Annotated in this window: 20 protein-coding genes and 2 tRNA genes; 8 read left to right on the plus strand and 14 right to left on the minus strand. The window is 64.7% G+C overall.

Annotated features, from left to right (window positions below):
* Window positions 1-29 precede the first annotated feature (29 nt).
* The 8 genes from acs (at window position 30) to DMX10_RS05565 (ending at window position 10,669) form a co-directional block, all read left to right on the plus strand.
* The gene (gene acs / locus DMX10_RS05530; RefSeq protein WP_111260150.1) at window positions 30-1,967 is read left to right on the plus strand and encodes an acetate--CoA ligase; all 1,938 of its coding nucleotides are present in this window, start codon (window positions 30-32) and stop codon (window positions 1,965-1,967) included.
* Window positions 1,968-2,044: 77 nt separating this feature from the next.
* Window positions 2,045-2,920, plus strand: coding sequence for an oxygenase MpaB family protein (locus tag DMX10_RS05535; RefSeq protein ID WP_111260151.1), 876 nt, complete (start codon window positions 2,045-2,047; stop codon window positions 2,918-2,920).
* Window positions 2,921-3,008: 88 nt separating this feature from the next.
* Window positions 3,009-4,187, plus strand: a complete 1,179-nt coding sequence (locus DMX10_RS05540; RefSeq protein WP_111260152.1) for an acetyl-CoA C-acetyltransferase — start codon at window positions 3,009-3,011, stop codon at window positions 4,185-4,187.
* 115 nt (window positions 4,188-4,302) lie between these two features.
* Window positions 4,303-5,322 carry a class I SAM-dependent rRNA methyltransferase gene (locus DMX10_RS05545; protein ID WP_111260153.1) on the plus strand — a complete coding sequence of 340 codons (1,020 nt, stop codon included), beginning with the start codon at window positions 4,303-4,305 and terminating at the stop codon, window positions 5,320-5,322.
* Between the two features lie 100 nt (window positions 5,323-5,422).
* On the plus strand, window positions 5,423-8,368 hold the full coding sequence (locus DMX10_RS05550) for a DUF748 domain-containing protein (protein WP_111260154.1): 2,946 nt from the start codon (window positions 5,423-5,425) through the stop codon (window positions 8,366-8,368).
* 127 nt (window positions 8,369-8,495) lie between these two features.
* Window positions 8,496-8,819 carry a DUF2845 domain-containing protein gene (locus DMX10_RS05555; protein WP_111260155.1) on the plus strand — a complete coding sequence of 108 codons (324 nt, stop codon included), beginning with the start codon at window positions 8,496-8,498 and terminating at the stop codon, window positions 8,817-8,819.
* Between the two features lie 60 nt (window positions 8,820-8,879).
* A complete protein-coding gene (locus DMX10_RS05560; protein ID WP_111260156.1) occupies window positions 8,880-9,176 on the plus strand; it encodes a DUF2845 domain-containing protein in 297 nt (98 codons plus the stop codon).
* 38 nt (window positions 9,177-9,214) lie between these two features.
* On the plus strand, window positions 9,215-10,669 hold the full coding sequence (locus tag DMX10_RS05565) for a rhomboid family intramembrane serine protease (protein WP_111260157.1): 1,455 nt from the start codon (window positions 9,215-9,217) through the stop codon (window positions 10,667-10,669).
* Between the two features lie 69 nt (window positions 10,670-10,738).
* Here DMX10_RS05565 and DMX10_RS05570 read toward each other — a convergent pair whose 3' ends face one another.
* The 14 genes from DMX10_RS05570 to tpiA form a co-directional block, all read right to left on the minus strand.
* A complete protein-coding gene (locus DMX10_RS05570) occupies window positions 10,739-10,936 on the minus strand; it encodes a CsbD family protein (protein ID WP_021217892.1) in 198 nt (65 codons plus the stop codon).
* A gap of 58 nt (window positions 10,937-10,994) precedes the next feature.
* Entirely contained in the window at window positions 10,995-11,348 is a 354-nt protein-coding gene (locus DMX10_RS05575) for a BON domain-containing protein (RefSeq protein WP_021217893.1), read from the minus strand.
* 200 nt (window positions 11,349-11,548) lie between these two features.
* Window positions 11,549-12,961, minus strand: coding sequence for a hypothetical protein (locus DMX10_RS05580; RefSeq protein WP_111260158.1), 1,413 nt, complete (start codon window positions 12,959-12,961; stop codon window positions 11,549-11,551).
* Between the two features lie 97 nt (window positions 12,962-13,058).
* Window positions 13,059-15,167: a polyribonucleotide nucleotidyltransferase gene (gene pnp, locus DMX10_RS05585; RefSeq protein ID WP_111260159.1), complete on the minus strand. Its 2,109-nt coding sequence runs from the start codon at window positions 15,165-15,167 to the stop codon at window positions 13,059-13,061.
* A 167-nt stretch (window positions 15,168-15,334) separates the two neighbouring features.
* Window positions 15,335-15,604: a 30S ribosomal protein S15 gene (gene rpsO, locus DMX10_RS05590; RefSeq protein ID WP_111260160.1), complete on the minus strand. Its 270-nt coding sequence runs from the start codon at window positions 15,602-15,604 to the stop codon at window positions 15,335-15,337.
* 92 nt (window positions 15,605-15,696) lie between these two features.
* Complete coding sequence (truB, locus tag DMX10_RS05595; RefSeq protein ID WP_111260161.1) at window positions 15,697-16,614, minus strand: tRNA pseudouridine(55) synthase TruB; 918 nt, start codon at window positions 16,612-16,614, stop codon at window positions 15,697-15,699.
* A 2-nt stretch (window positions 16,615-16,616) separates the two neighbouring features.
* Window positions 16,617-17,006: a 30S ribosome-binding factor RbfA gene (gene rbfA / locus DMX10_RS05600; RefSeq protein WP_111260162.1), complete on the minus strand. Its 390-nt coding sequence runs from the start codon at window positions 17,004-17,006 to the stop codon at window positions 16,617-16,619.
* A 108-nt stretch (window positions 17,007-17,114) separates the two neighbouring features.
* The gene (gene infB, locus DMX10_RS05605) at window positions 17,115-19,637 is read right to left on the minus strand and encodes a translation initiation factor IF-2 (protein ID WP_111260163.1); all 2,523 of its coding nucleotides are present in this window, start codon (window positions 19,635-19,637) and stop codon (window positions 17,115-17,117) included.
* Between the two features lie 27 nt (window positions 19,638-19,664).
* Window positions 19,665-21,146, minus strand: a complete 1,482-nt coding sequence (gene nusA, locus DMX10_RS05610) for a transcription termination factor NusA (protein WP_111260164.1) — start codon at window positions 21,144-21,146, stop codon at window positions 19,665-19,667.
* A gap of 47 nt (window positions 21,147-21,193) precedes the next feature.
* Complete coding sequence (rimP, locus tag DMX10_RS05615) at window positions 21,194-21,652, minus strand: ribosome maturation factor RimP (RefSeq protein ID WP_111260165.1); 459 nt, start codon at window positions 21,650-21,652, stop codon at window positions 21,194-21,196.
* 130 nt (window positions 21,653-21,782) lie between these two features.
* Window positions 21,783-21,859, minus strand: a tRNA-Met gene (locus DMX10_RS05620).
* Between the two features lie 100 nt (window positions 21,860-21,959).
* Window positions 21,960-22,045, minus strand: a tRNA-Leu gene (locus tag DMX10_RS05625).
* 10 nt (window positions 22,046-22,055) lie between these two features.
* Complete coding sequence (secG, locus tag DMX10_RS05630; protein WP_111260166.1) at window positions 22,056-22,439, minus strand: preprotein translocase subunit SecG; 384 nt, start codon at window positions 22,437-22,439, stop codon at window positions 22,056-22,058.
* A 4-nt stretch (window positions 22,440-22,443) separates the two neighbouring features.
* Window positions 22,444-23,199 carry a triose-phosphate isomerase gene (gene tpiA / locus DMX10_RS05635; protein ID WP_111260167.1) on the minus strand — a complete coding sequence of 252 codons (756 nt, stop codon included), beginning with the start codon at window positions 23,197-23,199 and terminating at the stop codon, window positions 22,444-22,446.
* Window positions 23,200-23,229 lie beyond the last annotated feature (30 nt).

A 23,229-nucleotide genomic window follows, 5' to 3' on the forward strand; every position in this document is an offset into this window, starting at 1 on the left:
CGGTAACACAAGAACAAGGACCCCGCCTCATGTACGAAATCAGCCTTCATGCCGTGCCCGATGAGGTGCGCAAGCGCGCCTTCATCGACAACGACGCCTACCTGCGTCTCTACCAGCAGTCCGTGGACAACCCCGAGGAATTCTGGAGCGAGCAGGCCACGGCGTTCCTCGACTGGTTCAAGCCCTGGGACCAGCTGCACAGCAGCGACCTGCGCCAGGGCCAGGCCGAGTGGTTCAAGGGCGGCAAGCTCAACGTCAGCTACAACTGCATCGACCGCCACCTGGAGAATTGTGCCGAACAGGTCGCCATCATCTGGGAAGGCGACAACCCCACCGAGTCCGCGCAGATCACCTACCGCAAGCTGCACCAGCACGTCTGCCGCCTGGCCAACGTGCTCAAGGCGCGGGGCGTGAAGAAGGGTGATCGCGTGTGCATCTACATGCCGATGATCCCCGAGGCGGCCTACGCCATGCTCGCCTGCTCGCGCATCGGTGCCGTGCATTCGGTGGTGTTCGGCGGCTTCTCCCCCGACGCCCTGCGGGACCGCATCCTCGACGCCGACTGCCGCGCGGTGATCACCGCCGACGAAGGCGTGCGCGGCGGCAAGTACGTGCCCCTGAAGCAGAACGTCGACAAGGCGCTGAAGGACTGCCCGGACGTCTCCACCGTCGTCGTGGTCGAGCGCACCCAGGGCGAAGTCGCCTGGGTCGAGGGCCGCGACATCTGGTACCACGAGGCCCTGCGCGGCGCCCCGGACGAGTGCGCACCGGAATGGATGGACGCCGAGGACCCGCTGTTCATCCTCTACACCTCCGGCTCGACCGGCAAACCCAAGGGCGTGCTGCACACCACCGGCGGCTACCTGCTGGGCGCGGCGATGACCCACAAGTACGTCTTCGACTACCACGAGGGCGACATCTACTGGTGCACCGCCGATGTCGGCTGGGTCACCGGCCACAGCTACATCGTCTACGGCCCCCTGGCCAACGCCGCCACCACCCTGATGTTCGAAGGCGTGCCCAGCTACCCCGATGCATCGCGCTTCTGGCAGGTGATCGACAAGCACCAGGTGAACATCTTCTACACCGCCCCCACCGCCCTGCGCGCCCTGATGCGTGAAGGCGACGCGGCCGTACGCAGCACCTCGCGTGCCAGCCTGCGCCTGCTCGGCAGCGTCGGCGAGCCGATCAACCCGGAAGCCTGGGAGTGGTACTTCCACGTGGTGGGCGAGAAGCGCTGCCCCATCGTCGACACCTGGTGGCAGACCGAGACCGGCAGCATCCTCATCACCCCGCTGCCCGGCGCCACGGCGCTGAAGCCCGGCTCGGCCACCCGCCCCTTCTTCGGCGTGCAACCGGTGCTGCTGGACGAACAGGGCAAGGAGATCGAAGGCGCCGGCTCCGGCGTGCTGGCGATCAAGGCCAGCTGGCCGAGCCAGATCCGCAGCGTCTACGGCGACCACAAGCGGATGATCGAAACCTACTTCTCCGCCTACCCCGGCTACTACTTCACTGGCGACGGCGCACGCCGCGACGAGGACGGCTACTACTGGATCACCGGCCGTGTCGATGACGTGATCAACGTCTCCGGCCACCGCATCGGCACCGCCGAGGTGGAGAGCGCCCTGGTGCTGCACGACGACGTGGCCGAGGCCGCGGTGGTCGGCTACCCGCACGACGTGAAGGGCCAGGGCATCTATGCCTTCGTCACCACCATGAAGGGCGTGGAGGCCAGCGACGAACTGAAGAAGGAACTGCTGGCCCTGGTCAGCAAGGAAATCGGCAGCTTCGCCAAACCCGACCTGATGCAATGGGCCCCCGGCCTGCCGAAGACCCGCTCAGGCAAGATCATGCGCCGCATCCTGCGCAAGATCGCCTGCAACGAGCTGGACAGCCTGGGCGACACCTCCACCCTGGCCGACCCCTCGGTGGTCGACAGCCTCATCGACAAGCGCTTGAACCAGTAGATAAAGCTTGAAGCTGGGAGCTGGAAGCCGGAAGAATCACCGGGCGCCAGCTCCCGGCCTGTCTCGAACGCCTGACGATGAACCTTATCCGCAACCGCATCGAAAGCCAGATTCTCAGCCTCACCGGGGCCTCCCTCGGGCAGATCGACCTGGACAGCCCCAAGGGCGACCCCGGCCTGTTCGGCCCGGAGTCCATGCCCTGGAAGGTCCACGGCGACTTCACTTCGATGATGATCGGCGGCATCAGCGCCCTGCTGTTGCAGATGCTGCACCCCCTCGCCCTGGCGGGCGTGTGGGACCACTCCAATTTCCGCCAGGACATGCTCGGCCGCCTGCGCCGCACCAGCCTGTTCATCTCCGGCACCACCTACGGCAACACCCGTGACGCCGAATGGTTGATCGACAAGGTGCGCACCATCCACCTGCAGGTGGTCGGCAGTGCGCCGGACGGTCGCCCCTATGCGGCCAGCGACCCGGACCTGCTCACCTGGGTGCATGTCGCCGAGGTCAGCAGCTTCCTCGGGGCCTACCTGCGGCACCTCGACCCGGCGATGCCCGGCGCCGACCAGGACCGCTACTACGAGGAAATCGCCCTGGTGGCCGAACGCCTGGGTGCCCGCAACGTACCCAAGTCGCGCCGGGCCGTCGCCGACTACCTGGACGCCATGCGCCCGCAGATGCTCTGCGACGAGCGCACCCTCGAAGTGGTGCGCCTGCTGCGCGATGCCCCAGCGCCAAGCGCCCTGGCCAAACCCTTCGGCAACCTGATGATGCAGGCGGGCATCGAGCTGCTGCCCACCTGGGCCATGGCGATGCTCGGCCTGCGCCTGCCCGACTGGCAGCGTCCACTGATCCGCGCCGGCGTACAGCGCACCGCGCCGATGCTGCGCTGGGCCCTGCGCAACGGCGCCTCCAGTCGCGCCCGCCGGCGCATGGGCCTGCCCGCCCGCTGAGTGGCTGGCCGGTCACTCGGCCCTGTGCGACCATCGCCCACTTTCCGGTCATGACCTGAACCGAACCCCAGCCTTGAGGACAGAAACCATGCAAGACGTCGTCATAGTCGCCGCCACCCGCACCGCCGTCGGCAGCTTCCAGGGCTCGCTGGCCAACATCCCCGCCCCCGAGCTGGGCGCTGCGGTGATCCGCCAGCTGCTGGCCCAGACCGGCCTCGATGGCGCCCAGGTGGACGAGGTCATCCTCGGCCAGGTGCTCACTGCAGGCAGCGGCCAGAACCCTGCGCGCCAGGCCGCCATCCTCGCCGGCCTGCCCAACGCCGTGCCGGCCATGACCCTGAACAAGGTCTGCGGCTCCGGCCTCAAGGCCCTGCACCTGGCCGCCCAGGCCATCCGCTGCGGCGACGCCGAGGTGATCATCGCCGGTGGCCAGGAGAACATGAGCCTCGCTCCCTACGTCATGCCCGGCGCCCGCACCGGCCTGCGCATGGGCCACGCCAAGCTGGTCGACACCATGATCCAGGACGGCCTGTGGGACGCCTTCAACGACTACCACATGGGCATCACCGCCGAGAACCTGGTGGAGAAGTACGGCATCAGCCGTGAAGCCCAGGACGCCTTCGCCGCCGCCTCCCAGCAGAAGGCCTCCGCCGCCATCGAAGCCGGCCGCTTCGTGGATGAGATCACCCCGATCCTGATCCCGCAGAAGAAGGGCGACCCCGTCGCCTTCGCCACCGACGAGCAGCCCCGCGCCGGCACCACCGCCGAATCCCTGGCCATGCTCAAGCCGGCCTTCAAGAAGGACGGCAGCGTCACTGCCGGCAACGCTTCCAGCCTCAACGATGGCGCCGCCGCCGTGCTGCTGATGAGTGCCGAGAAGGCCAAGGCCCTGGGCCTGCCGGTGCTGGCGCGCATCGCCGCCTACGCCAACGCGGGCGTCGACCCGGCGATCATGGGCATCGGCCCGGTTTCCGCCACCCGTCGCTGCCTGGAGAAGGCCGGCTGGAACCTCGGCGAGCTGGACCTGATCGAAGCCAACGAAGCCTTCGCCGCCCAGGCCCTGTCGGTGGGCAAGGAGCTGGGCTGGGATGCCGAGAAGGTCAACGTCAACGGCGGCGCCATCGCCATCGGCCATCCCATCGGCGCCTCCGGCTGCCGCGTGCTGGTGACCCTGCTGCACGAGATGATCAAGCGCGATGCGAAGAAGGGCCTGGCGACCCTGTGCATCGGCGGCGGGCAGGGCGTGGCCCTGGCCATCGAGCGCTAAGCCACCCGCCACGCCATCGAGACCCTGCGCGAGGCCCACACCGGCCTCGCCGCACTCGGCGCCAAGCCGTCCCCGCTTTGTTAAACTGCGCGCCCTTTCCTCCGAGACGCCGCGCATGCCTTCCGATCTCCCCCAGGCGCTGCGCGTCGCACTCGACGCCCGCCAGCCCCTGCTCGCCGAACTGCACGCGCAAGGCACCGACTGCTACCGCCTGTTCCATGGCAGCCAGGAAGGCGCATCCGGCCTGACCATCGACCGCTACGGCCCGCAACTGCTGGTGCAGAGCTTCCACCAGACACTGCAACGGGACGAACTGCTGCAAGCCGTCGCACAGGTGCGGGAACAACTCGGCGAGCCACTGCTGCCGGTCTACAACGATCGCTCCCAGGGCAATTCGCGCATCGATCGCAGCGACCCTGTGTACCAGGCCGAGCCAGGCGCACTGGTCGACCTCGTCGGCCACGAATGGGGCCTGAACTACCGGGTACGCGGCCGTCATCCCGGCCAGGACCCGCTGCTGTTCCTCGACCTGCGCAACGCCCGCGGCTGGGTAAAGCGCCACGCTGCCGGCAAGTCGGTACTCAACCTCTTCGCCTACACCTGTGGCGTCGGCCTGGCTGCCGCAGCGGGAGGAGCCAGCGAGGTGTGGAACCTCGACTTCGCCGAGGGCAACCTGGCCGTCGGCCGCGAAAACGCCGCGCTCAACCCCGGGCTTGCGCCCATGCGCTTCGTGCAATCGGACTACTTCCCCGCCATCCGCCAGCTCGCCGGCCAGCCCATCGCCCGCCGTCACGGGCAGAAATTGCCCAGCTACCCGCGCCTGGAACAACGCCGGTTCGACCTGGTGTTCCTCGACCCGCCGGCCTGGGCCAAGAGCGCCTTCGGCACCGTCGACCTGCTGCGTGACTACCAGAGCCTGCTCAAGCCGGCGATCCAGGCCACTGCCGAAGACGGCACGCTGATCTGCTGCAACAACCTGGCGAAGGTGGACATCGAGGACTGGCGCGAGCAGGTGCTGCGCTGCGCCAGCAAGCTCGGCCGACCGGTGCGGGAATGGGAGCCGCTGCCACCGGCGGACGACTTCCCCTCCCTCGATGGGCGCCCGCCGCTGAAGACCCTGGTGCTGCATTTCTGAAGCGAGAACCGCCCAACGAAACCACCAGCAACCGTCTGTCGGAACCTTGCGGCCGTGCCATACTCCAAGCCACCTCCGCCGGGATAGTCGACGCCTCACCATGCACAAAGGATTGAAACGCGCCATCAGCGCCTTGCTGATCGTCATCGCCCTCTACAGCCTGCTCGGCTTCCTGATCATCCCCGGGATCGCCCTGCGCGTGGTCAACCAGCAACTGGCCCAGTACGCGAAGGTCCCCGCGCGGCTCGAGCGCATCCAGCTCAACCCCTTCAGCCTCGAGCTGACCCTGTGGGGCCTGCACATCGGTGAAGCGGGCAAGGAACAGATCGGCTTCCAGCGCCTGCACGCCAACCTGCAGCTCGACAGCCTGTGGACCGGTGCCCTGCACCTGGCCGACGTCGAGCTGGAGAAATCCACCACCGAGGTGCTGTTCGCCAAGGACGGCACGCTCAACCTGACCCAGCTGTTCCAGATCCCGCCCAGCGAACCCAAGGCCGAAGAGCCCGCCAGCGACCCGTTCCCGCTGCGCATCGACAGTGTTCGCCTGGTCGAGGGCGGCCTGCACTTCCAGGATCTGCGGCCGAGCGACGCCATTGAGTTCGTCTACGACTCGCTGAACCTCGAGCTGAAGAACCTCAGCACCCTTCGCGACGACAACACCGACATGCTGCTGGTCGCCACCGGCCCCTATGGCGGCCGCATCGACTGGCAGGGCAGCCTGAGCCTGGTGCCCTTCGCCTCCAAGGGCGAGCTCAAGGTCACCGACGGCAACATGAAGGCCTTCTGGCCCTACGTACGCGACGCCGTACCCCTGGCGCTGGAGAAGGGCACCATCAGCCTCGCCACCCAGTACCACCTGAGCCTGGCCCAAGGCACCGAACTGAAGCTGGAACAGACTGCGATCAAGGTCGCGCCCTTCGCCATCACGGCTCCGGACGGGCGCCCCCTGGTCAACCTGGAGAGCCTGGAGGTCAGCGAGAGCTCACTGGACCTCGCCAAGCAGCAAGTGGTGGTCGGAAAGATCCGCAGCCAGAACCTGGAGACCTGGGCCGCTCGCGAAGCCGATGGCCAGCTGGATTGGCAGAAGCTGTTCGCCGGCGACACCAAGGCCCCGGCGAAAGATACCGAGCCAGGACCGGCAGCGGTGGACGCGAAAGCCGTCGAGCCCGCCCCGGACGCCCAGCCGGCCCAAGCCAAGCAGGAGGCTCCCGGCAAGCCCTGGCAGGTGCTGCTGCGCGACACCCAGCTGCGCGGCTACAAGGTGCACCTGGCCGACCGCGTGCCGAAGAAGGCCGTGCAGATCGACCTCGGCCCGCTGAACCTCGACCTCAAGGACTTCGACAGCCTGGGCGAGTCGCCCTTCCAGCTCGCCATCGACACCGGCCTCGGCAAGCAGGGCAAGCTCAAGGCCGAAGGCCAGGTGCAGCTCAAGCCCACCACCGCCAACCTGAAGGTGGAGACCCGCGACATCGACCTGCGCGTGGCCCAGGCCTACATGGAGCCCTTCGTGCGCCTGGAGCTGCGCAGCGGCATGCTCGACAGCAACCTCGACGTCGCCCTCACCGGCACCGAGCCCCTGGCGCTGACCGTCAGCGGTCGCGCGCTGGTCAACCAGTTGCACACCCTGGACACGCTCAAGGAGCGCGACTTCGTCAAATGGCAGCAGTTGCTGGTGGAGGGTTTGGCCTATCGCCACGGCGAGAGCCTGTCCATCGACAAGGTCGGCATCAACCAGCCCTACGCACGCTTCATCATCAACGAGGACCTGACCACCAACGCCAGCGACCTGGTGATCAAGCAGCCCGCCGCGCCCAACGCCAAGCCCGAGCCCGCCGGCAAGCCGCTGGACATCCATGTCGGTGCGGTGAGCATCAGCAACGGCTCGGCCAACTTCGCCGACTTCAGCCTGACGCCCAACTTCGCCACCGCCATCCAGCAGCTCAACGGCGAGATCGGCACACTCGACACCCGCACCCGCACGCCGGCCACGGTCGACATCAAGGGCAAGGTCGACCGCTACGCCCCGGTCACCATCAAGGGCAGCCTGACCCCCTTCGACCCGCTGGAGTCCCTGGACATCGCCACCAGCTTCAAGCGCGTCGAGCTGACCACCCTGACCCCCTACTCCGGCAAGTTCGCCGGCTACCGCATCCGCAAGGGCCGCCTCAATCTCGACCTGCACTACCAGATCGAGAAGGGCCAGTTGAAAGCGCAGAACCGCCTGGTGCTGGAACAGCTGCAACTGGGCGAGCAGGTCGACAGCCCCGATGCGGTGGACCTGCCGATCAAGCTGGCGGTGGCGCTACTCAAGGACACCGAAGGCAAGATCGACATCGAGCTGCCGGTCGCCGGCAATCTCAAGGACCCGCAGTTCAGCGTCGCGCCCATCGTCTGGCAGACCCTGCGCAACCTGGTGTTGCGCGCGGCGCAGGCACCGTTCAAGTTCGTTGCCGGGCTGGTGTCCGGAGGTGGCGATCAGGATCTGAGCAATGTCCCCTTCGCCGCCGGCAGCAGCGAGCTGTCCACCGAGGCGCAAGGCACCCTGGATACCCTCGCCGCCGCGCTCAAGGAGCGACCGGCGCTGCGCCTGGAAGTCGAGGGCATGAGCGCCAAATCCAGCGACGGCCCGCTGCTCGCGGCCCAGCGCCTGGAGCGCGAATACCAGAGCACCTACTACAAGATCGCCCAGCGTCGCGGTGACAAGGTGCCCGCCGAACCGGCCCAGCTGGTAGTCCCGGACGACGAGAAGCCGCCGATGCTCGAAGGCATCTACCGCACCCGCCTCAAGCAGCAGCCGCCCGCCGAGTGGAAGGACCTGGGCAGCGACGAGCGCACGGCGAAGATGCGCGAGGCGGTGATCGGCTCCTGGGCACAGAGCGAACTGCTGCTGCGCCAGCTGGCGCAGGCCCGTGCCGCCAGCATCAAGGATTACCTGGTGGACCGTGGCGGCCTGCAGGACGAGCGCGTGTACATGCTCGACGTCAGCCTCGGCGAGGCGGACGCGGACGGCAAGGTCGACACCCCTCTGCAACTGGGCAGCGAATAGCTGCCCGGGCCCCTGGAATTACCTCTCTTTCCATCTGTCCAAGCGGCTGTGTTGCACGAGTTTTCGTGCGGCATCCAGCCCTGCTGACAGCCGCGCCACGGCGGCGTAGGCTGAAATCCCAACCTGAATGACGGAAGCATTCGTGAAGATCCTCCCCCTGCTCGCCCTGCCCCTGCTCCTGGCCGCCGCATCCGCCCAGGCCTCCTCCACGCTGCGCTGCGAAGGCGGTGGCCTGATCAGCCAGGACGACAGCACCTCGCAGGTGCAGCGCAAGTGCGGCGACCCCGCCAGTCGCTCGAGCCTGGGCTATCGCGAGAAGGTCGATCGCTACGGCAACACCAGCGAAGTGCTGGTGGAAGAGTGGGTCTACGGGCCGCGCAACGGCATGTACCAGTACCTGCGCTTCGAAGGGAACAAGCTGATCAAGATCGAGAGCAAGCGTGGCGACTGACAGCCACGAACCGGCAGTGCTAGGCTCTGCCACCCATTTTCCCCGGACAGGATGCCCACCATGAAGAGACTGCTGTTTTCCCTGCTCGCGTTGCCGGCCCTGCTGCTGGCCCACGAAGCATCCGCCGCCACCTTCCGCTGCGGCAGCGCGCTGGTCAGCGAGGGCGATCGCGCCGTCGAGGTGCAGCGCAAGTGCGGCGACCCCGTCAGCCGCAACCTGATCGGCTACTCCGAAACCCGCAGCGGGCGCCAGGAGATGCAGGTGGAGGAATGGGTCTACGGGCCGGTCAACGGCATGTACTACTACCTGGACTTCATCGGTGGCCGCCTCAACTCTGTGGAAAGCAAACGCGACTGACCCACCCCTGAATCCGATCCGCGACAAGGACGTCCCGCTTGGTCATTCTCCCCGCCGAACACCCGCTGGACTGGAAACGTCCGCCCGTCATCACCCTGCTGCTGGTCATCCTCAATACGCTGATCTACCTCGCCTACCAGGGCGGTGACGAAGCGCGCACGGACGCCGCCGTGCATCTCTATCTCGACGGCGGCCTGCTCAATCGCGAACGTGCGCTGTTCATCGACAGCCTGGCCCAGCGCCACGAGCTGGACGCCGACGAGCGCCGCAGCATCGATGCCGCGCGGCGCCAGGAACTGGCCGGCTACGTGCTGCGCGACCTGGAGTTCGAGGACCAGCTGCACCGCTCCGCCGCCTACCAGGCCGACCCCGCCTGGCAAAAGGCGCGCGCGGGCGCCGAGGCGGCCCGCGACCGCATCAGCAGCTACCGCTTCGGCTTCGTGCCCAAGCGCTTCACCGTCGAAGGCCTGTTCGGCGCGATGTTCCTGCACGGCAGCTTCGATCACCTGCTGGGCAACATGATTTTCCTGTTCATCTGCGGCTTCGCCCTGGAACGGGCCCTGGGCCGCACCGCCTACCTGGCGCTCTACCTAACCAGCGGCCTGGCCTCGCACCTGCTCTGGTGGGCCCTGGACCCGGGCTGGGTGCCCGGCATCGGCGCATCCGGCGCAGTCGCCGGCCTGATGGGCATGTACATCGGCGTGTACGGGCTGAGGAAGATCAACTTCTTCTACTGGCTGGGCCCGCTGATCGGCTACTTCAAGGCTCCCGCGCTGTGGATCCTGCCGATCTGGATGGGCAAGGAACTCTATGGCCTGTTGCTGGCCAACGACCACGTCAACTACTACGCGCACCTGGGTGGGCTCGGTTTCGGCTTCCTGGGCACCTGGCTGCCCCGTCGCCTGGGCGGGCTCAAGGTGGACGAGCAGTACCTGGCCAAGGAGGACCCGGACGCGCCTTTCAAACGCGAGCTGGCGGCACTTGACCAGTTGATCGGCCGCTTCGCCCTGGATCAGGTGCCGGCCCGTGGCCTGGACCTGCTGAGCCGCCATCCCGGCCGCCTCGAATTGCTCGAACGCCTCTACCCGGTGGCCAGGACCCGCAACGATGCGCCGTTGATGAGTGCGGTGCTCAAGCAGCTCTTCGCCCTGCCCAATCCGAACCTCGCCCACTCCCTGCTTTGCCGCCTGGCCGATGATGCGAGCGATGCACAGAATCGCCTGCTGCAACACCCGGCCATCCAGTTGCACCTGCTACAGGGCTTGCTGAAGGTCGGCGAAGGGCCGAGGGCCCTGGCCCCCTGGCGCGCCCTCGGCCGGACTGCCACGCCGCCGGCACAGCTACCCGGCCTCACCCTGATGCTGGCCAAGCAACTCGGCCAGCGCCGGGACCTGCGCGGCGTCGCCGAGCTGGCCAGTTTCATGCGCAAGGCCTTTCCCGAAGCCGAGCAGACGCACCAGCTGGGCCTCTACCAGCAACACCTGGCACGCTGAACGACGCCACTGCATCGCCCAACGAAAAGCCCCGGGTGGCGGCCCGGGGCTTTTCGTTGATCGTCTGGATCAGAGCTTGCTGCTGAAGTCGCGCAGCTCGTCCTGGGCCTTTTCCTTGGTCCAGCCATAGCGCTCCTGCAACTTGCCGACCAGGTATTCGCTGTGGCCCTCGGCCACGTCGATATCGTCGTCGGTCAGATTGCCCCAGCGCTCCTTGAGCCGGCCGCTGAGTTGTTTCCACTTGCCTTTGATGATGTCGGAATTCATGGCGTTCTCCTTCGATTACACGCCGGACCGCCCGGGCATGGGCGGCCGGCTGCGAGGGTTACTCGGCGGATTTCAGGCCGTCGGCCGATACCGCAGTAACACCTTTGATGGACTTGGCGGTGGTCACCGCCAGGTCACGCTCGGCATCGCTGGCCACGACACCGGAGAGCGAGACGACGCCCTTGTTGGTTTCGACCTTGATGTCCAGGGCGCTGAGATTCTTGTCAGCCAGGAAGCTGGATTTCACCTTGCTGGTGATCCAGGTATCGGAAACGGCCTCTTCAGCCTTGTTCACGGTTTCGCTGGCAGCCAGCATGGTGGGCTGGGCAGCGAAGGCGGTGCCGGCCAGCGGCAGGCTCAGGGCAGTAGCGGCTACGGCAGCGAGGGTCCACTTGTTGAAAGACTGTTTCATGGTTGTTCTCCTATGTTCTACAGGTCTCTGCAGCGTTGTCCTGTCTGCAGTCACGGTAGATATCGCAAGGCCTGTGCCAAGCTGGAGAACAAAAAATAAATGTTATTTATCAATAACTTAAAAAAACAAGCCAAACGCGACCTACTTGCAGATTGCAATTTCCAGCCAAGCGGCACGTGCACTTTGCACGATCGATCCTCTCACTGAGACGCCAGCCGATCGAGCGTCGACTCCAGCGCGGCCACCTCCTCCAGAAGCGGAGAACCAGGGTAGCGCGCCCGGATATAGCCCAGCAGCTTGCGCGCCGGCTCCACCTGCCCGAGTCCCTCGGCGAAGCCGCGCGCAGCCAGGAGGTAGGCCCGAGGGATGAAGGGGTAGTCGGGGAAGCGCTGGTGCAGGTTGCGCAGCAGGCTGAGCCCCTCGCGCACCTTGTGGCGATCGATCAGCGCGCCGGCGATACGCTCGCAGACCTGGGCATCCGCCGGCATGTAGTCCGCCTGCAACTGGCGGGCATTGAGCAGGGCGGTGGCGCCGAGGGGAGCGTTCAGGCGCGCGGCCAGGGGCAGGTAGTGCTCGAGGTGCCGCAGGCAGCGCGAGCGGTCGTTGAGGCCGAACAGCAGTTGGTGGAAGCGCTCGTTGAGCTTGAGGTCGTCGGGGTCGCGCTGCAGCGCCTGGGTCAGGGTTTCCAGCGCGGTGCCGCTCTGGCCCTCCTTGATGCGCACCTCGGCCTCGGCCAGCGCGCGACGACGTCGCCACTCTGCGGCGGGGAAGCCTTCCTGGGCGCCCTCCTCGGCGATGGCGAAGCCCAGGGCCCCCTGATACTGGAAGACCGCATAGCCCATCATGCTGCACATCACCACGCCGAAATAACCGAACAGGAAGGCGGCGATGGGTACCAGCACCACACGGGGCAGCCCGTGGGAGAGCAGGTAGGTGACGTAGTCCGGCGACTGCCAGAGGGCGAAGAGGAAGATGCACAGGATCAGGTAGCGCCAGCCCATGGCCTTGATCACCTCGCCCAGCTGTTCGGGACTCAGCGCGGCCCCCAGCTCCTTGTTCAGCGCCAGGCGGATGATGCTGGCAGGCATCAGCAGCATCAGGCCGATGTTCACCGCCCAGAACAGGGCTTCGCTCTGGAAGTCGGCGGCGAGCCAGAGCACGCCGAAGGCGACGAGGAACACCACCAGTTGCTTGATGAACAGCGAGAACCCTTCGCCGACGAAGGCCGTGGCCAGGCCCGGGGCTTCGCGCCCGCCTTCGCTGGCAGCCTCGATGACGCTGTGGAAGTACTTGGTGGCGATGCTGAACAGTGCGATCCAGAGGATCAGCGAGCGCGGCATGAACAGGCTGGCCAGGGCCAGCAGCGCGGCGAAAGCCAGGGGGCCGGTCTGCAGGCCGTAGAGGAAGAACTGGGGAATACGCTCCCAGAAAGGCTGGGCGGTGTTGGCTGCGCCGAGGAAATGCAGCGGCGCCCGGCACAGCGGGCAGGCCGGTGACTCGTTGGGCTCGTCGGCATTAAGCGGGATGCAGCAATCACCGAAGTGGCGCTCGCAGGGCGGGCAGTGCCAGGTGGCGGGTTGGCTCTGGTGGTACTTGCAGTAGGTCTTGTCCATGACCCGGCTTCCTTGGGCTGATACTGGCGGCGCGCCATTTTCCGAGAAAAAAAAGAGGGCCCGCAAGGGGCCCTCTCTCATTGACCGTCGCCGGGGCTTAGACGCCCGAAGCTTCAGCCGCTTCCACGTCTTTCATGGAGAGCTTGATGCGGCCGCGGTTGTCCACGTCCAGCACCAGTACTTTCACTTCCTGGCCTTCCTGCAGGACGTCGGTGACCTTGTCGATGCGCTTGTCGCTGATCTGCGAGATGTGCACCAGGCCATCTTTGCCCGGGAGGATGTTGACGAAGGCGCCGAAGTCGACGATGCGCTCGACCTTGCCGACGTAGACCTTGCCGATCTCGGCTTCCGCGGTGATACCCAGTACGCGCTGGCGCGCGGCCTCGGCAGCTTCCTTGGTTTCGCCGAAGATCTTCACGCTGCCATCGTCTTCGATGTCGATGGAGGCCTTGGTCTCTTCGCAGATGGAGCGGATGGTGGCGCCGCCCTTGCCGATGACGTCACGGATCTTGTCGGTGTCGATCTTCATCGCGATCATGGTCGGGGCGTTGGCCGACAGCTCGGTACGCGACTGGCCGATGACCTGGTTCATCTGGCCGAGGATGTTCAGGCGCGCTTCCAGAGCCTGTTCCAGGGCGATCTCCATGATCTCTTCGGTGATGCCGTTGATCTTGATGTCCATCTGCAGCGCGGTCACGCCCTTGGCGGTACCGGCTACCTTGAAGTCCATGTCGCCCAGGTGGTCTTCGTCACCCAGGATGTCGGTCAGGACGGCGAACTTGTCACCTTCCTTCACCAGGCCCATGGCGATACCGGCTACCGGTGCCTTCATCGGCACACCCGCGTCCATCAGGGCCAGGGAGGCGCCGCAGACGGAAGCCATGGAGCTGGAGCCGTTGGATTCGGTGATTTCCGATACGACGCGGATGGTGTAGGGGAACTCGTCGCTCTTCGGCAGCATGGCTGCGACACCACGACGGGCCAGGCGGCCGTGACCGATCTCGCGACGGCCGGCGCTGCCCATGCGGCCGCACTCGCCCACGGAGAAGGGCGGGAAGTTGTAGTGCAGCATGAAGCCGTCTTTGCGCTCGCCTTCCAGGGTGTCCAGCAGCTGGGCATCACGAGCGGTGCCGAGGGTGGCAACGACCAGGGCCTGGGTTTCGCCACGGGTGAACAGGGCGGAACCGTGGGTCTTGTCGAGGACGCCGACTTCGATCTTCAGCGGACGGACGGTGCGGGTGTCGCGGCCGTCGATGCGCGGCTTGCCGTTGACGATGTTCTCGCGGACGGTGCGGTATTCCAGAAGGCCGAAGGCGTCCTTCACTTCACCGGCGGGGAACTGACCGGCTTCTTCGCCAGCGAAGCGGGCGACGACCTGGTCGCGCAGCTCGCCGAGGCGGTTGTAGCGGTCCTGCTTGATGGTGATGGTGTAGGCCTGGGAGATGGCCTCGCCGAACTCGGCCTTGATGGCGTTGAGCAGGGCGGTGTTCTCGACCGGGGCGGTCCAGTTCCAGGCCGGCTTGCCGGCTTCGGCTGCGAATTCCTTGACGGCGTTGATCACGGCCTGGAATTCCTGGTGGGCGAACAGCACGCCACCGAGCATCTGGTCTTCGGTCAGCTCCTGGGCTTCGGACTCAACCATCAGCACGGCGTCCTGGGTACCGGCGACGACCATGTCCAGGCTGGAGGCCTTGAGCTGCTCGTAGTTCGGGTTCAGCAGGTAGCCGGTGCTCTCGTGGTAGGCCACGCGGGCGGCGCCGATCGGGCCGGCGAAGGGGATGCCGGAGATGGCCAGGGCAGCGGACGTACCGATCATCGCGGCGATGTCCGGATCGGTCTTCTTGTTGGTGGAGACGACGGTGCAGATGACCTGCACTTCGTTGAGGAAACCTTCCGGGAACAGCGGGCGGATCGGACGGTCGATCAGGCGCGAGGTCAGGGTTTCCTTCTCGGAAGGACGGCCTTCACGCTTGAAGAAACCACCGGGGATGCGGCCGGCTGCGTAGGTTTTTTCCTGGTAGTGGACGGACAGCGGGAAGAAGCCCTTGCCCGGATCGGCCTGCTTGGCGCCGACCACGGTCACCAGCACGGTGACGTCTTCGTCCATGGTGACCAGAACGGCACCGGAAGCTTGACGGGCGATGCGGCCAGTCTCGAGGGTTACGGTCGATTGACCGAACTGGAATTTCTTGATTACCGGGTTCACGGTGTCTTTACCTTCTCTTTGTTGCCTTTGGGGGAAATCTGCGGAAGGCACGGGAATCGGCCCGTCGTCCTCCTCGAAAAAAGCCTGAAGCTGGAAGCCAGAAGCTGGAGGCAGGACCGAGGCCCCGCTTCCAGCTTCCGACTTCCAGCTTCCAGCTCGAGTGCGTCTTAGCGACGCAGACCCAGACGACCGATCAGGGCGCTGTAACGAGTGGTGTCCTTACCCTTCAGGTAGTCCAGCAGCTTGCGGCGCTGGTTGACCATGCGGATCAGACCACGACGGGAGTGGTGGTCTTTGCCGTTGGCCTTGAAGTGATCCTGCAGCTTGTTGATGTTGGCGGTCAGCAGTGCAACTTGCACTTCCGGAGAACCGGTGTCGCCTTCAGCTTGCTTGTACTCGTTAACGATCTGGGCTTTCTCAGTAACGCTCAGTGCCATGATGGGCTTCCTCTGAGGTAATAGGCCGGGAACGAATCCCGTGTTTTAAAAGGAGGAGTGACCGTGCCTATTAACAGCCACCCTCGAATCGGTCATTCCGACCGAATCAGTCGACGCGGCGCTACGCGCCCGTCATCGCTCACTTCACCGATGCCGATGAAGCGACCGTTGTGATCCTGCACCCGCAGCATGCCGAACTTCGGCGCCTCGGGAGCCCTTACCGGCTGGCCATGCAGCCAGTAATAGGCACTGTGTTCGCTCAACTGGATCAGGGGCCAGTGTTCCAGGCCGCTGTCCTCGGGCAGGAGGAACCGGTCCAGTGCCTCATTGCCGCCTTCGGCGTGCGCTTTCTCCAGCTCTTCCAGGGTGATGGCCTGGGCCAGCGAGAAGGGGCCTGCCTGGGTACGACGCAGTTCCGCCACGTGCGCCCCGCATCCAAGCACCTGGCCGAGGTCTTCGACCAGGGTACGGATGTAGGTGCCTTTGCTGCAGGCCACGGCGAGTCTCGCCTGGGTGGACTCGAAGGCCAGCAATTCCAGGCGCGCAATAGTAACAGAACGCGCTTCGCGCTCCACTACCTCGCCCGCGCGTGCCAGCTTGTACAGCGGCTGGCCGTCTTTCTTCAGGGCCGAGTACATGGGCGGTATCTGCTTGATTTCGCCACGGAAACCAGCGAGGCGGGCTTCGATGTCGGCACGACCGACGGTCACTTCGCGACGCTCGAGGACTTCGCCTTCCGCATCCCCAGTGGTGGTGGTGATGCCCAGTTGGGCCAGGGTCTCGTAGCCCTTGTCGGCATCCAGCAGGTACTGGGAGAACTTGGTCGCCTCGCCGAAGCACAGCGGCAGCACGCCGGTGGCCAGGGGATCGAGGCTGCCGGTGTGGCCGGCCTTCTCGGCATTGAGCAGCCAGCGCACCTTCTGCAGGGCCTGGTTGGAGCTCATGCCACGGGGCTTGTCGAGAATCAGGATGCCGCTGACGTTGCGGCGGATGCGCTTCACCTGGGCCACGGTTATTCCTCGCCGTCGCCCTGGTGCTTGCGATCCTCGGCCACAGCGCGCTCGATGAGCGCCGACAGCTCGACGCCGCGACGGATGCTGGCGTCGTAGTTGAAGTGCAGCTGCGGCACGGTGCGCAGCTTCATCGCGCGGCCCAGCTGCATGCGCAGGAACCCGGCGGCATCGTTGAGGATGTCGGTGTTCTGCTTGATGACTTCGGCGTTGTCGTCCTGGCCCATCACGGTGATGAACACCTTGGCGTGGGACAGGTCACGGGCCACGTCGCAGCCGGTGATGGTCACCAGGCCCAGGCGCGGATCCTTGATTTCACGTTGGATCAGCAGTGCCAGCTCGCGCTGCATCTGATCGCCGATACGTTGGGTACGGCTGTATTCTTTTGCCATTTCCTGCTACCTGCACTCTCCCCCGGGCCTAGAAACCAGGGGGTTCAAAAGCGGCAAACGCCCGGCCGAGCGGAAGCTGGACCGGGCGTTGCGTATTGCAGCTCGCGCTTAGAGGCTGCGAGCCACTTGGACCTTCTCGAACACTTCGATCTTGTCGCCGACCTTGACGTCGTTGTAGCTCTTCACGCCGATACCGCACTCCATGCCGGCACGCACCTCGGACACGTCGTCCTTGAAGCGGCGCAGGGATTCCAGTTCGCCTTCGAAGATCACCACGTCGTCGCGCAGTACGCGGATCGGACGGTTGCGGTGGACCATGCCCTCGACAACCATGCAGCCCGCGATCGCGCCGAACTTCGGCGAGCGGAACACGTCGCGCACCTCGGCGATACCCAGGATGTTCTCCCGGACGTCGCTGCCGAGCATGCCGGACAGTGCTTTCTTAACGTCTTCGATGATGTCGTAGATGATGTTGTAGTAGCGCAGGTCCAGGCCTTCCTGCTCGACGATCTTCCGGGCGCCCGCATCGGCACGCACGTTGAAGCCGAACAGTACGGCGTTGGAGGCCAGAGCCAGGTTGGCGTCGCTCTCGGTGATGCCACCGACGCCGCCACCGACAACACGCACCTGCACTTCGTCGTTGCCGAGATCCGACAGCGCACCTTGCAGGGCTTCCAGAGAACCACGGACATCGGACTTGAGGACGATGTTGAGTGTCTTCTTCTCGTCCTGGCCCATGTTCTCGAAGATGTTTTCCAGCTTGCCGGCATGCGCACGGGCCAGCTTGACCTCGCGGAACTTGCCCTGACGGAACAGGGCCACTTCGCGGGCCTTCTTCTCGTCGCTGATCACGGTCAGCTCGTCACCCGCATCCGGGGTGCCGTCCAGGCCGAGGATCTCGACCGGGATGGAGGGACCGGCTTCCTTGATGGGCTTGCCGTTCTCGTCGAGCATGGCACGGACGCGACCGAAGTTGACGCCGCAGAGAACCATGTCGCCCTGGCGCAGGGTACCGTCCTGAACCAGTACGGTGGCCACCGGGCCACGGCCCTTGTCCAGGCGGGACTCGACCACGACACCACGGCCGGGGGCCGACGGGGTGGCTTTGAGTTCCAGGACTTCGGCCTGCAGCAGCACGGCTTCAAGCAGTTCGTCGACACCGGTACCGACCTTCGCCGATACGGGTACGAACTGGGTGTCGCCGCCCCACTCTTCCGGGATCACGTCACGACCGGCGAGGTCGTTCTTGATACGGTCGAGGTCAGCTTCGGGCTTGTCGATCTTGTTCACCGCGACCACGATCGGCACGCCAGCCGCTTTCGCGTGCTGGACGGCTTCTTCGGTCTGCGGCATCACGCCGTCGTCCGCCGCCACCACGAGGATGACGATGTCGGTCGCCTTGGCACCACGGGCACGCATCGCGGTGAACGCGGCGTGGCCAGGGGTGTCGAGGAAGGTGACCATGCCACGGTCGGTTTCGACGTGGTAGGCACCGATGTGCTGGGTGATGCCACCGGCTTCGCCCGCGGCGACCTTGGCACGACGGATGTAGTCGAGCAGCGAGGTCTTGCCGTGGTCGACGTGGCCCATGACGGTCACGACCGGCGCGCGGTGGATGGCTTCACCTTCGAACTTCAGGGATTCGGCCAGTTGCTCTTCCAGTGCGTTCTCGCTGACCAGCTTGACCTTGTGGCCGAACTCTTCTGCGATCAGCTGGGCAGTTTCCTGGTCCAGCACCTGGTTGATGGTCACCGGGGTGCCCATCTTGAACATGAACTTGACGACTTCCGCGCCCTTGACGGTCATCTGCGCAGCCAGTTCGGCCACGGTGATGGTCTCGCCGATATTCACATCACGCACAATCGGTCCTGTCGGGCTCTGGAACCCGTGCTGGTTGCGCTTCTTGAGCTTGGACTTGCCACCACGACCGCCACGACGGTAGCCGTCGCTTTCCTCTTCGGTGCTGCGCGGGGCGACACGCGGAGCCGGAACCTTTTCCTTCTCCTTGACGGAGGGACGGTGCTGCGTGTGCTTGCGATCACGGCGCTCGTCTTCGTCACGAGCCTTCTCGGGACGGCGCGGCTCTTCCTTCTTGCGATCGTCGGCGCCTGCGGCAGCGGCAGGAGCCGGAGCAGCAGCAGGGGCGGTCGCTTCGGCAGCCACGGCGGCAGCAGGTGCTGCATCGCCGCCGCGAGCGGCTTCCAGGGCACGGGCATCGGCCTGGCGACGGGCATCTTCTTCGGCCCGACGCTTGGCTTCTTCCTCGGCCTTCAGGCGCGCGGCTTCTTCAACGGCACGCTGCTCTTCGAGCTCGCGCTGCTTCTCGGCCTCGATCTCGTCGGGGCTGCGTTTCACGTACGTCTTCTTCTTACGTACTTCGACGCTGATGGTCTTGCTACCGGCAACTCTCAGCGTAGTGGTGGTCTTGCGCTGCAAGGTGATCTTGCGGGGCTCTTCCAGCCGTTCGCCGTGACTGCCCTTGAGATGCGCCAGCAGCGCCTGTTTCTCATTGTCAGTCACAACTTGCTCGGCGCTGGTGTGCGGCAACCCTGCCTCACGCATCTGCAACAGCAGGCGCTCCACCGGTGTGTCGACCACTTGGGCCAGTTCTTTCACCGTGACTTGCGTCATGCACTTCTCTCCTCAGGCCGCGACTGCTTACTCGAACCAATGGGCTCGGGCGGCCATGATCAGCTTGCCGGCACGCTCTTCGTCCATGCCGTCGATGTCGAGCAGGTCGTCAATAGACTGCTCGGCCAGGTCTTCGCGGTTGACTACGCCACGTACTGCCAGCTCAACAGCCAGCTCTTTGTCCATGCCTTCGAGAGCAAGCAGGTCGTCCGCCGGCTGAGCGTCAGCCAGTTTTTCTTCAGTGGCGATAGCCTTGGTCAGCAGGCGATCCTTGGCGCGGGCACGCAGCTCGTTGACGATGTCTTCGTCGAAGCCGTCGATGCTCAGCATCTCTTCCATCGGTACGTAGGCGATTTCTTCCAGGCTGGTGAAGCCTTCCTCGACCAGTACCTGGGCCAGTTCCTCATCGACTTCCAGCTCGTCGACGAAGGCCTGCATGATGTCGCCGGTCTCGGCCTGCTGCTTGGCCTGGATGTCGGCCTCGGTCATCACGTTCAGCGTCCAGCCGGTCAGCTGGCTCGCCAGGCGAACGTTCTGACCGCCTCGACCGATGGCCTGGGCCAGGTTGTCCTCGCCGACGGCGATGTCCATGGCATGGGCATCTTCGTCGACGATGATCGCGGCCACTTCGGCCGGAGCCATGGCGTTGATCACGAACTGCGCGGGGTTGTCGTCCCACAGCACGATGTCGACACGCTCACCGCCCAGCTCGCCGGAAACGGCCTGGACGCGCGAACCACGCATGCCGATGCAGGCGCCTTGCGGGTCGATGCGCTTGTCCTTGGAGCGAACGGCGATCTTGGCGCGGGAACCCGGGTCACGGGAGGCGGCCATCACTTCGATCAGCTCTTCGGCGATCTCCGGCACTTCGATGCGGAACAGCTCGATCAGCATCTGCGGCGCAGTGCGCGACAGGATCAGCTGCGGGCCGCGGTTCTCGGTGCGGATCTCTTTCAGCAGTGCGCGAACGCGCGCGCCGACACGGAAGGTCTCGCGGGCGATGATGTCCTCACGAGCCAGCAGCGCCTCGGCGTTGTTGCCCAGGTCGACGATCACGTTGTCACGGGTGACCTTCTTCACGGTGCCGGAGATGATGTCGCCCAGCTTCTCGCGATAGGCCTCGACGACCTGCGCACGCTCGGCTTCGCGAACCTTCTGCACGATCACCTGCTTGGCGGTCTGTGCAGCGATGCGGCCGAACTCGATGGACTCGATTTTTTCTTCTACGAAATCACCGACCTTGGCACCAGGTTGCTTCTCCTGGGCCTCTTCGACGGTCAGTTCGGCCGCAGGGTTTTCCTGGTCGTCTTCTTCGACGACCGCCCAGCGGCGGTAGGTGTCATAGCTGCCAGTGTGGCGATTGATCTCCACACGCAGTTCCACTTCATCTTCGAAGCGCTTCTTGGTAGCAGTGGCCAGAGCCAGCTCCAGCGCCTCGAATATCACGCCAGCCGGTACGCCTTTCTCGTTGGATACCGACTCTACAACCAGCAGTACTTCTTTGCTCATCGTACGCCTCGCCTTTCGCAATCCATTGGATCCGCGGGATCCGCGTCTCAGTCAAAACGGGGAATGATGTTGGCCTTGTCGATCAGATCGATCGGCAGCAGGTACTCGTGATCTTCAACAAGAACCACCACATCCTGTTCCTCCACCCCGCGGAGGAGCCCCTGGAAATTACGTCGCCCATCGTAGGGAGAGCGCAACTTGATCTTCACCAGTTCACCGGCATGTGCAGCGAACTGCTCAAGACTGAACAGCGGTCGATCCATGCCAGGCGAGGACACCTCGAGGGTGTATTCGCTGGGGATGGGATCTTCCACGTCGAGAACACCACTGACCTGGCGACTGACCTTTTCACAGTCGTCGACCTGGATGCCGTTCTCATGATCGATATAAACCCGCAGCAGCGAATGCCGCCCCTGGGACAGGAACTCGACGCCCCAGCATTGGTAGCCAAGCGCTTCGACTACCGGGGCCAGCAAGGCCTGCAACTGTTCTAGCTTGCTCGACACCTGATTGCCCTCGCATGCTGTGCAAATAAAAAATGGGCGAAACGCCCATCCATTCGAACCAATCGGCAAATGACCGATGGCTAACTGTCCCAGCTAGCAAAAAGCCCCTAAAAAGGGGCTCCGCTACTACTGGTTGCGGGGGCTGGATTTGAACCAACGACCTTCGGGTTATGAGCCCGACGAGCTACCAGACTGCTCCACCCCGCGTCAAAGCTGGGGCGAGAGTATACGGCCTACGTGCGTACACGGTCAACCGAACACCTCACCAACAAGAAAGCCCGCATGGAGCGGGCTTTCTTGTTTTGTATGGTACCGAGGAGGGGACTCGAACCCCTACAGCCTATGGCCACTACCACCTCAAGGTAGCGTGTCTACCAATTCCACCACCTCGGCAAAACTTGCCTTACTTCTGCTCTGGAGCCTGAGGTACATCACCTGCACTTTCTGCAGGCTTCTGCTCTTCGAGCACCGGCACATCGTCAGCTGCCGGCTTTTGCTGCTGAACCTCGACAGCTGCCGGATCCGGCAGGCCAACGTGACTCAGAGCTTCAGCCTTTTCTTTAGCGAAGAACGCTAAGCCCAGGCTGGTAATGAAAAAAACCGCGGCGAGTATACCAGTAACTCGACTCAGAAAGGTAGCAGAACCTTGACTACCGAAAACGGTACCCGAAGCCCCCGCACCAAACGAGGCGCCAGCATCCGCACCCTTACCCTGCTGCAGCAACACCAGCGCGACAACGCCGAGCGCGCCGAGCAGGTGAACCACGATAACGACAGTTTCCAGCATCTCGTCAGCTTCCTGCGGCACGACAGATCGCGCCGAACTCATCAGCATTCAGGGAGGCCCCACCAACCAGCCCCCCGTCGATATCCGGCATGCCAAACAACTCGGCCGCACTGGCCGCCTTGACACTGCCGCCATAAAGAATCCTTACACCGCGCGCCACCTCGGCATTTTCCGCCGCCAGTTGCGCCCGTATTGCAGCATGCACTTCTTGCGCTTGCTGCGGAGTTGCCGTGAGCCCTGTACCGATAGCCCAGACCGGCTCGTATGCGATCACCGCTTTCGCAAATGCCCCCACACCGAGCTCTTCGATCACGCTACCGAGCTGACGCCCGACAACCTCAAGAGTCTTGCCCGCCTCACGCTGCTCCTGGGTCTCACCGACGCAAAGCACCGGAACAACACCACAAGACTGAGCCGCAGCGAACTTGCGACTAACCACTTCGTCACGCTCACCAAGAATCAGGCGACGCTCGGAGTGTCCAACGAGAACCAAGGTACAACCGGCATCAGCCAGCTGACTCGCAGCAACCTCACCTGTGAGCGCCCCCTGAACGGGTTCGACAGCACAATTCTGCGCACCAACGACAATCGACTTGCCGTCCAGGCCTTGCATCACCTGATTGATGTACAGGCAGGGCGGGAATACCGCGACCTCGACACCAGCATTCAATGCCAACTGGCGAAGCCCTTTGATCAGCTCTGCGACGCTGGCGCGGGTACCGTGCATTTTCCAGTTACCAGCTACCAGGGGGCGACGCATGCTTTACCTCGTCGATCAAAGTGGGCGCAG

Origin of the sequence: Pseudomonas sp. 57B-090624 (assembly GCF_003234055.1) — a bacterium.
Lineage (GTDB): Bacteria > Pseudomonadota > Gammaproteobacteria > Pseudomonadales > Pseudomonadaceae > Metapseudomonas > Metapseudomonas tohonis.

Excerpts from the sequence above, each read along its gene's own strand:
- acs (WP_111260150.1), top strand. The coding sequence starts at position 30 with ATGTACGAAATCAGCCTTCATGCCGTGCCCGATGAGGTGCGCAAGCGC.
- DMX10_RS05535 (WP_111260151.1), top strand. The coding sequence starts at position 2,045 with ATGAACCTTATCCGCAACCGCATCGAAAGCCAGATTCTCAGCCTCACC.
- DMX10_RS05540 (WP_111260152.1), top strand. The coding sequence starts at position 3,009 with ATGCAAGACGTCGTCATAGTCGCCGCCACCCGCACCGCCGTCGGCAGC.
- DMX10_RS05545 (WP_111260153.1), top strand. The coding sequence starts at position 4,303 with ATGCCTTCCGATCTCCCCCAGGCGCTGCGCGTCGCACTCGACGCCCGC.
- DMX10_RS05550 (WP_111260154.1), top strand. The coding sequence starts at position 5,423 with ATGCACAAAGGATTGAAACGCGCCATCAGCGCCTTGCTGATCGTCATC.
- DMX10_RS05555 (WP_111260155.1), top strand. The coding sequence starts at position 8,496 with ATGACGGAAGCATTCGTGAAGATCCTCCCCCTGCTCGCCCTGCCCCTG.
- DMX10_RS05560 (WP_111260156.1), top strand. The coding sequence starts at position 8,880 with ATGAAGAGACTGCTGTTTTCCCTGCTCGCGTTGCCGGCCCTGCTGCTG.
- DMX10_RS05570 (WP_021217892.1), bottom strand. The coding sequence starts at position 10,936 with ATGAATTCCGACATCATCAAAGGCAAGTGGAAACAACTCAGCGGCCGG.
- DMX10_RS05575 (WP_021217893.1), bottom strand. The coding sequence starts at position 11,348 with ATGAAACAGTCTTTCAACAAGTGGACCCTCGCTGCCGTAGCCGCTACT.
- DMX10_RS05580 (WP_111260158.1), bottom strand. The coding sequence starts at position 12,961 with ATGGACAAGACCTACTGCAAGTACCACCAGAGCCAACCCGCCACCTGG.
- rpsO (WP_111260160.1), bottom strand. The coding sequence starts at position 15,604 with ATGGCACTGAGCGTTACTGAGAAAGCCCAGATCGTTAACGAGTACAAG.
- rbfA (WP_111260162.1), bottom strand. The coding sequence starts at position 17,006 with ATGGCAAAAGAATACAGCCGTACCCAACGTATCGGCGATCAGATGCAG.
- infB (WP_111260163.1), bottom strand. The coding sequence starts at position 19,637 with ATGACGCAAGTCACGGTGAAAGAACTGGCCCAAGTGGTCGACACACCG.
- nusA (WP_111260164.1), bottom strand. The coding sequence starts at position 21,146 with ATGAGCAAAGAAGTACTGCTGGTTGTAGAGTCGGTATCCAACGAGAAA.
- secG (WP_111260166.1), bottom strand. The coding sequence starts at position 22,439 with ATGCTGGAAACTGTCGTTATCGTGGTTCACCTGCTCGGCGCGCTCGGC.
- tpiA (WP_111260167.1), bottom strand. The coding sequence starts at position 23,199 with ATGCGTCGCCCCCTGGTAGCTGGTAACTGGAAAATGCACGGTACCCGC.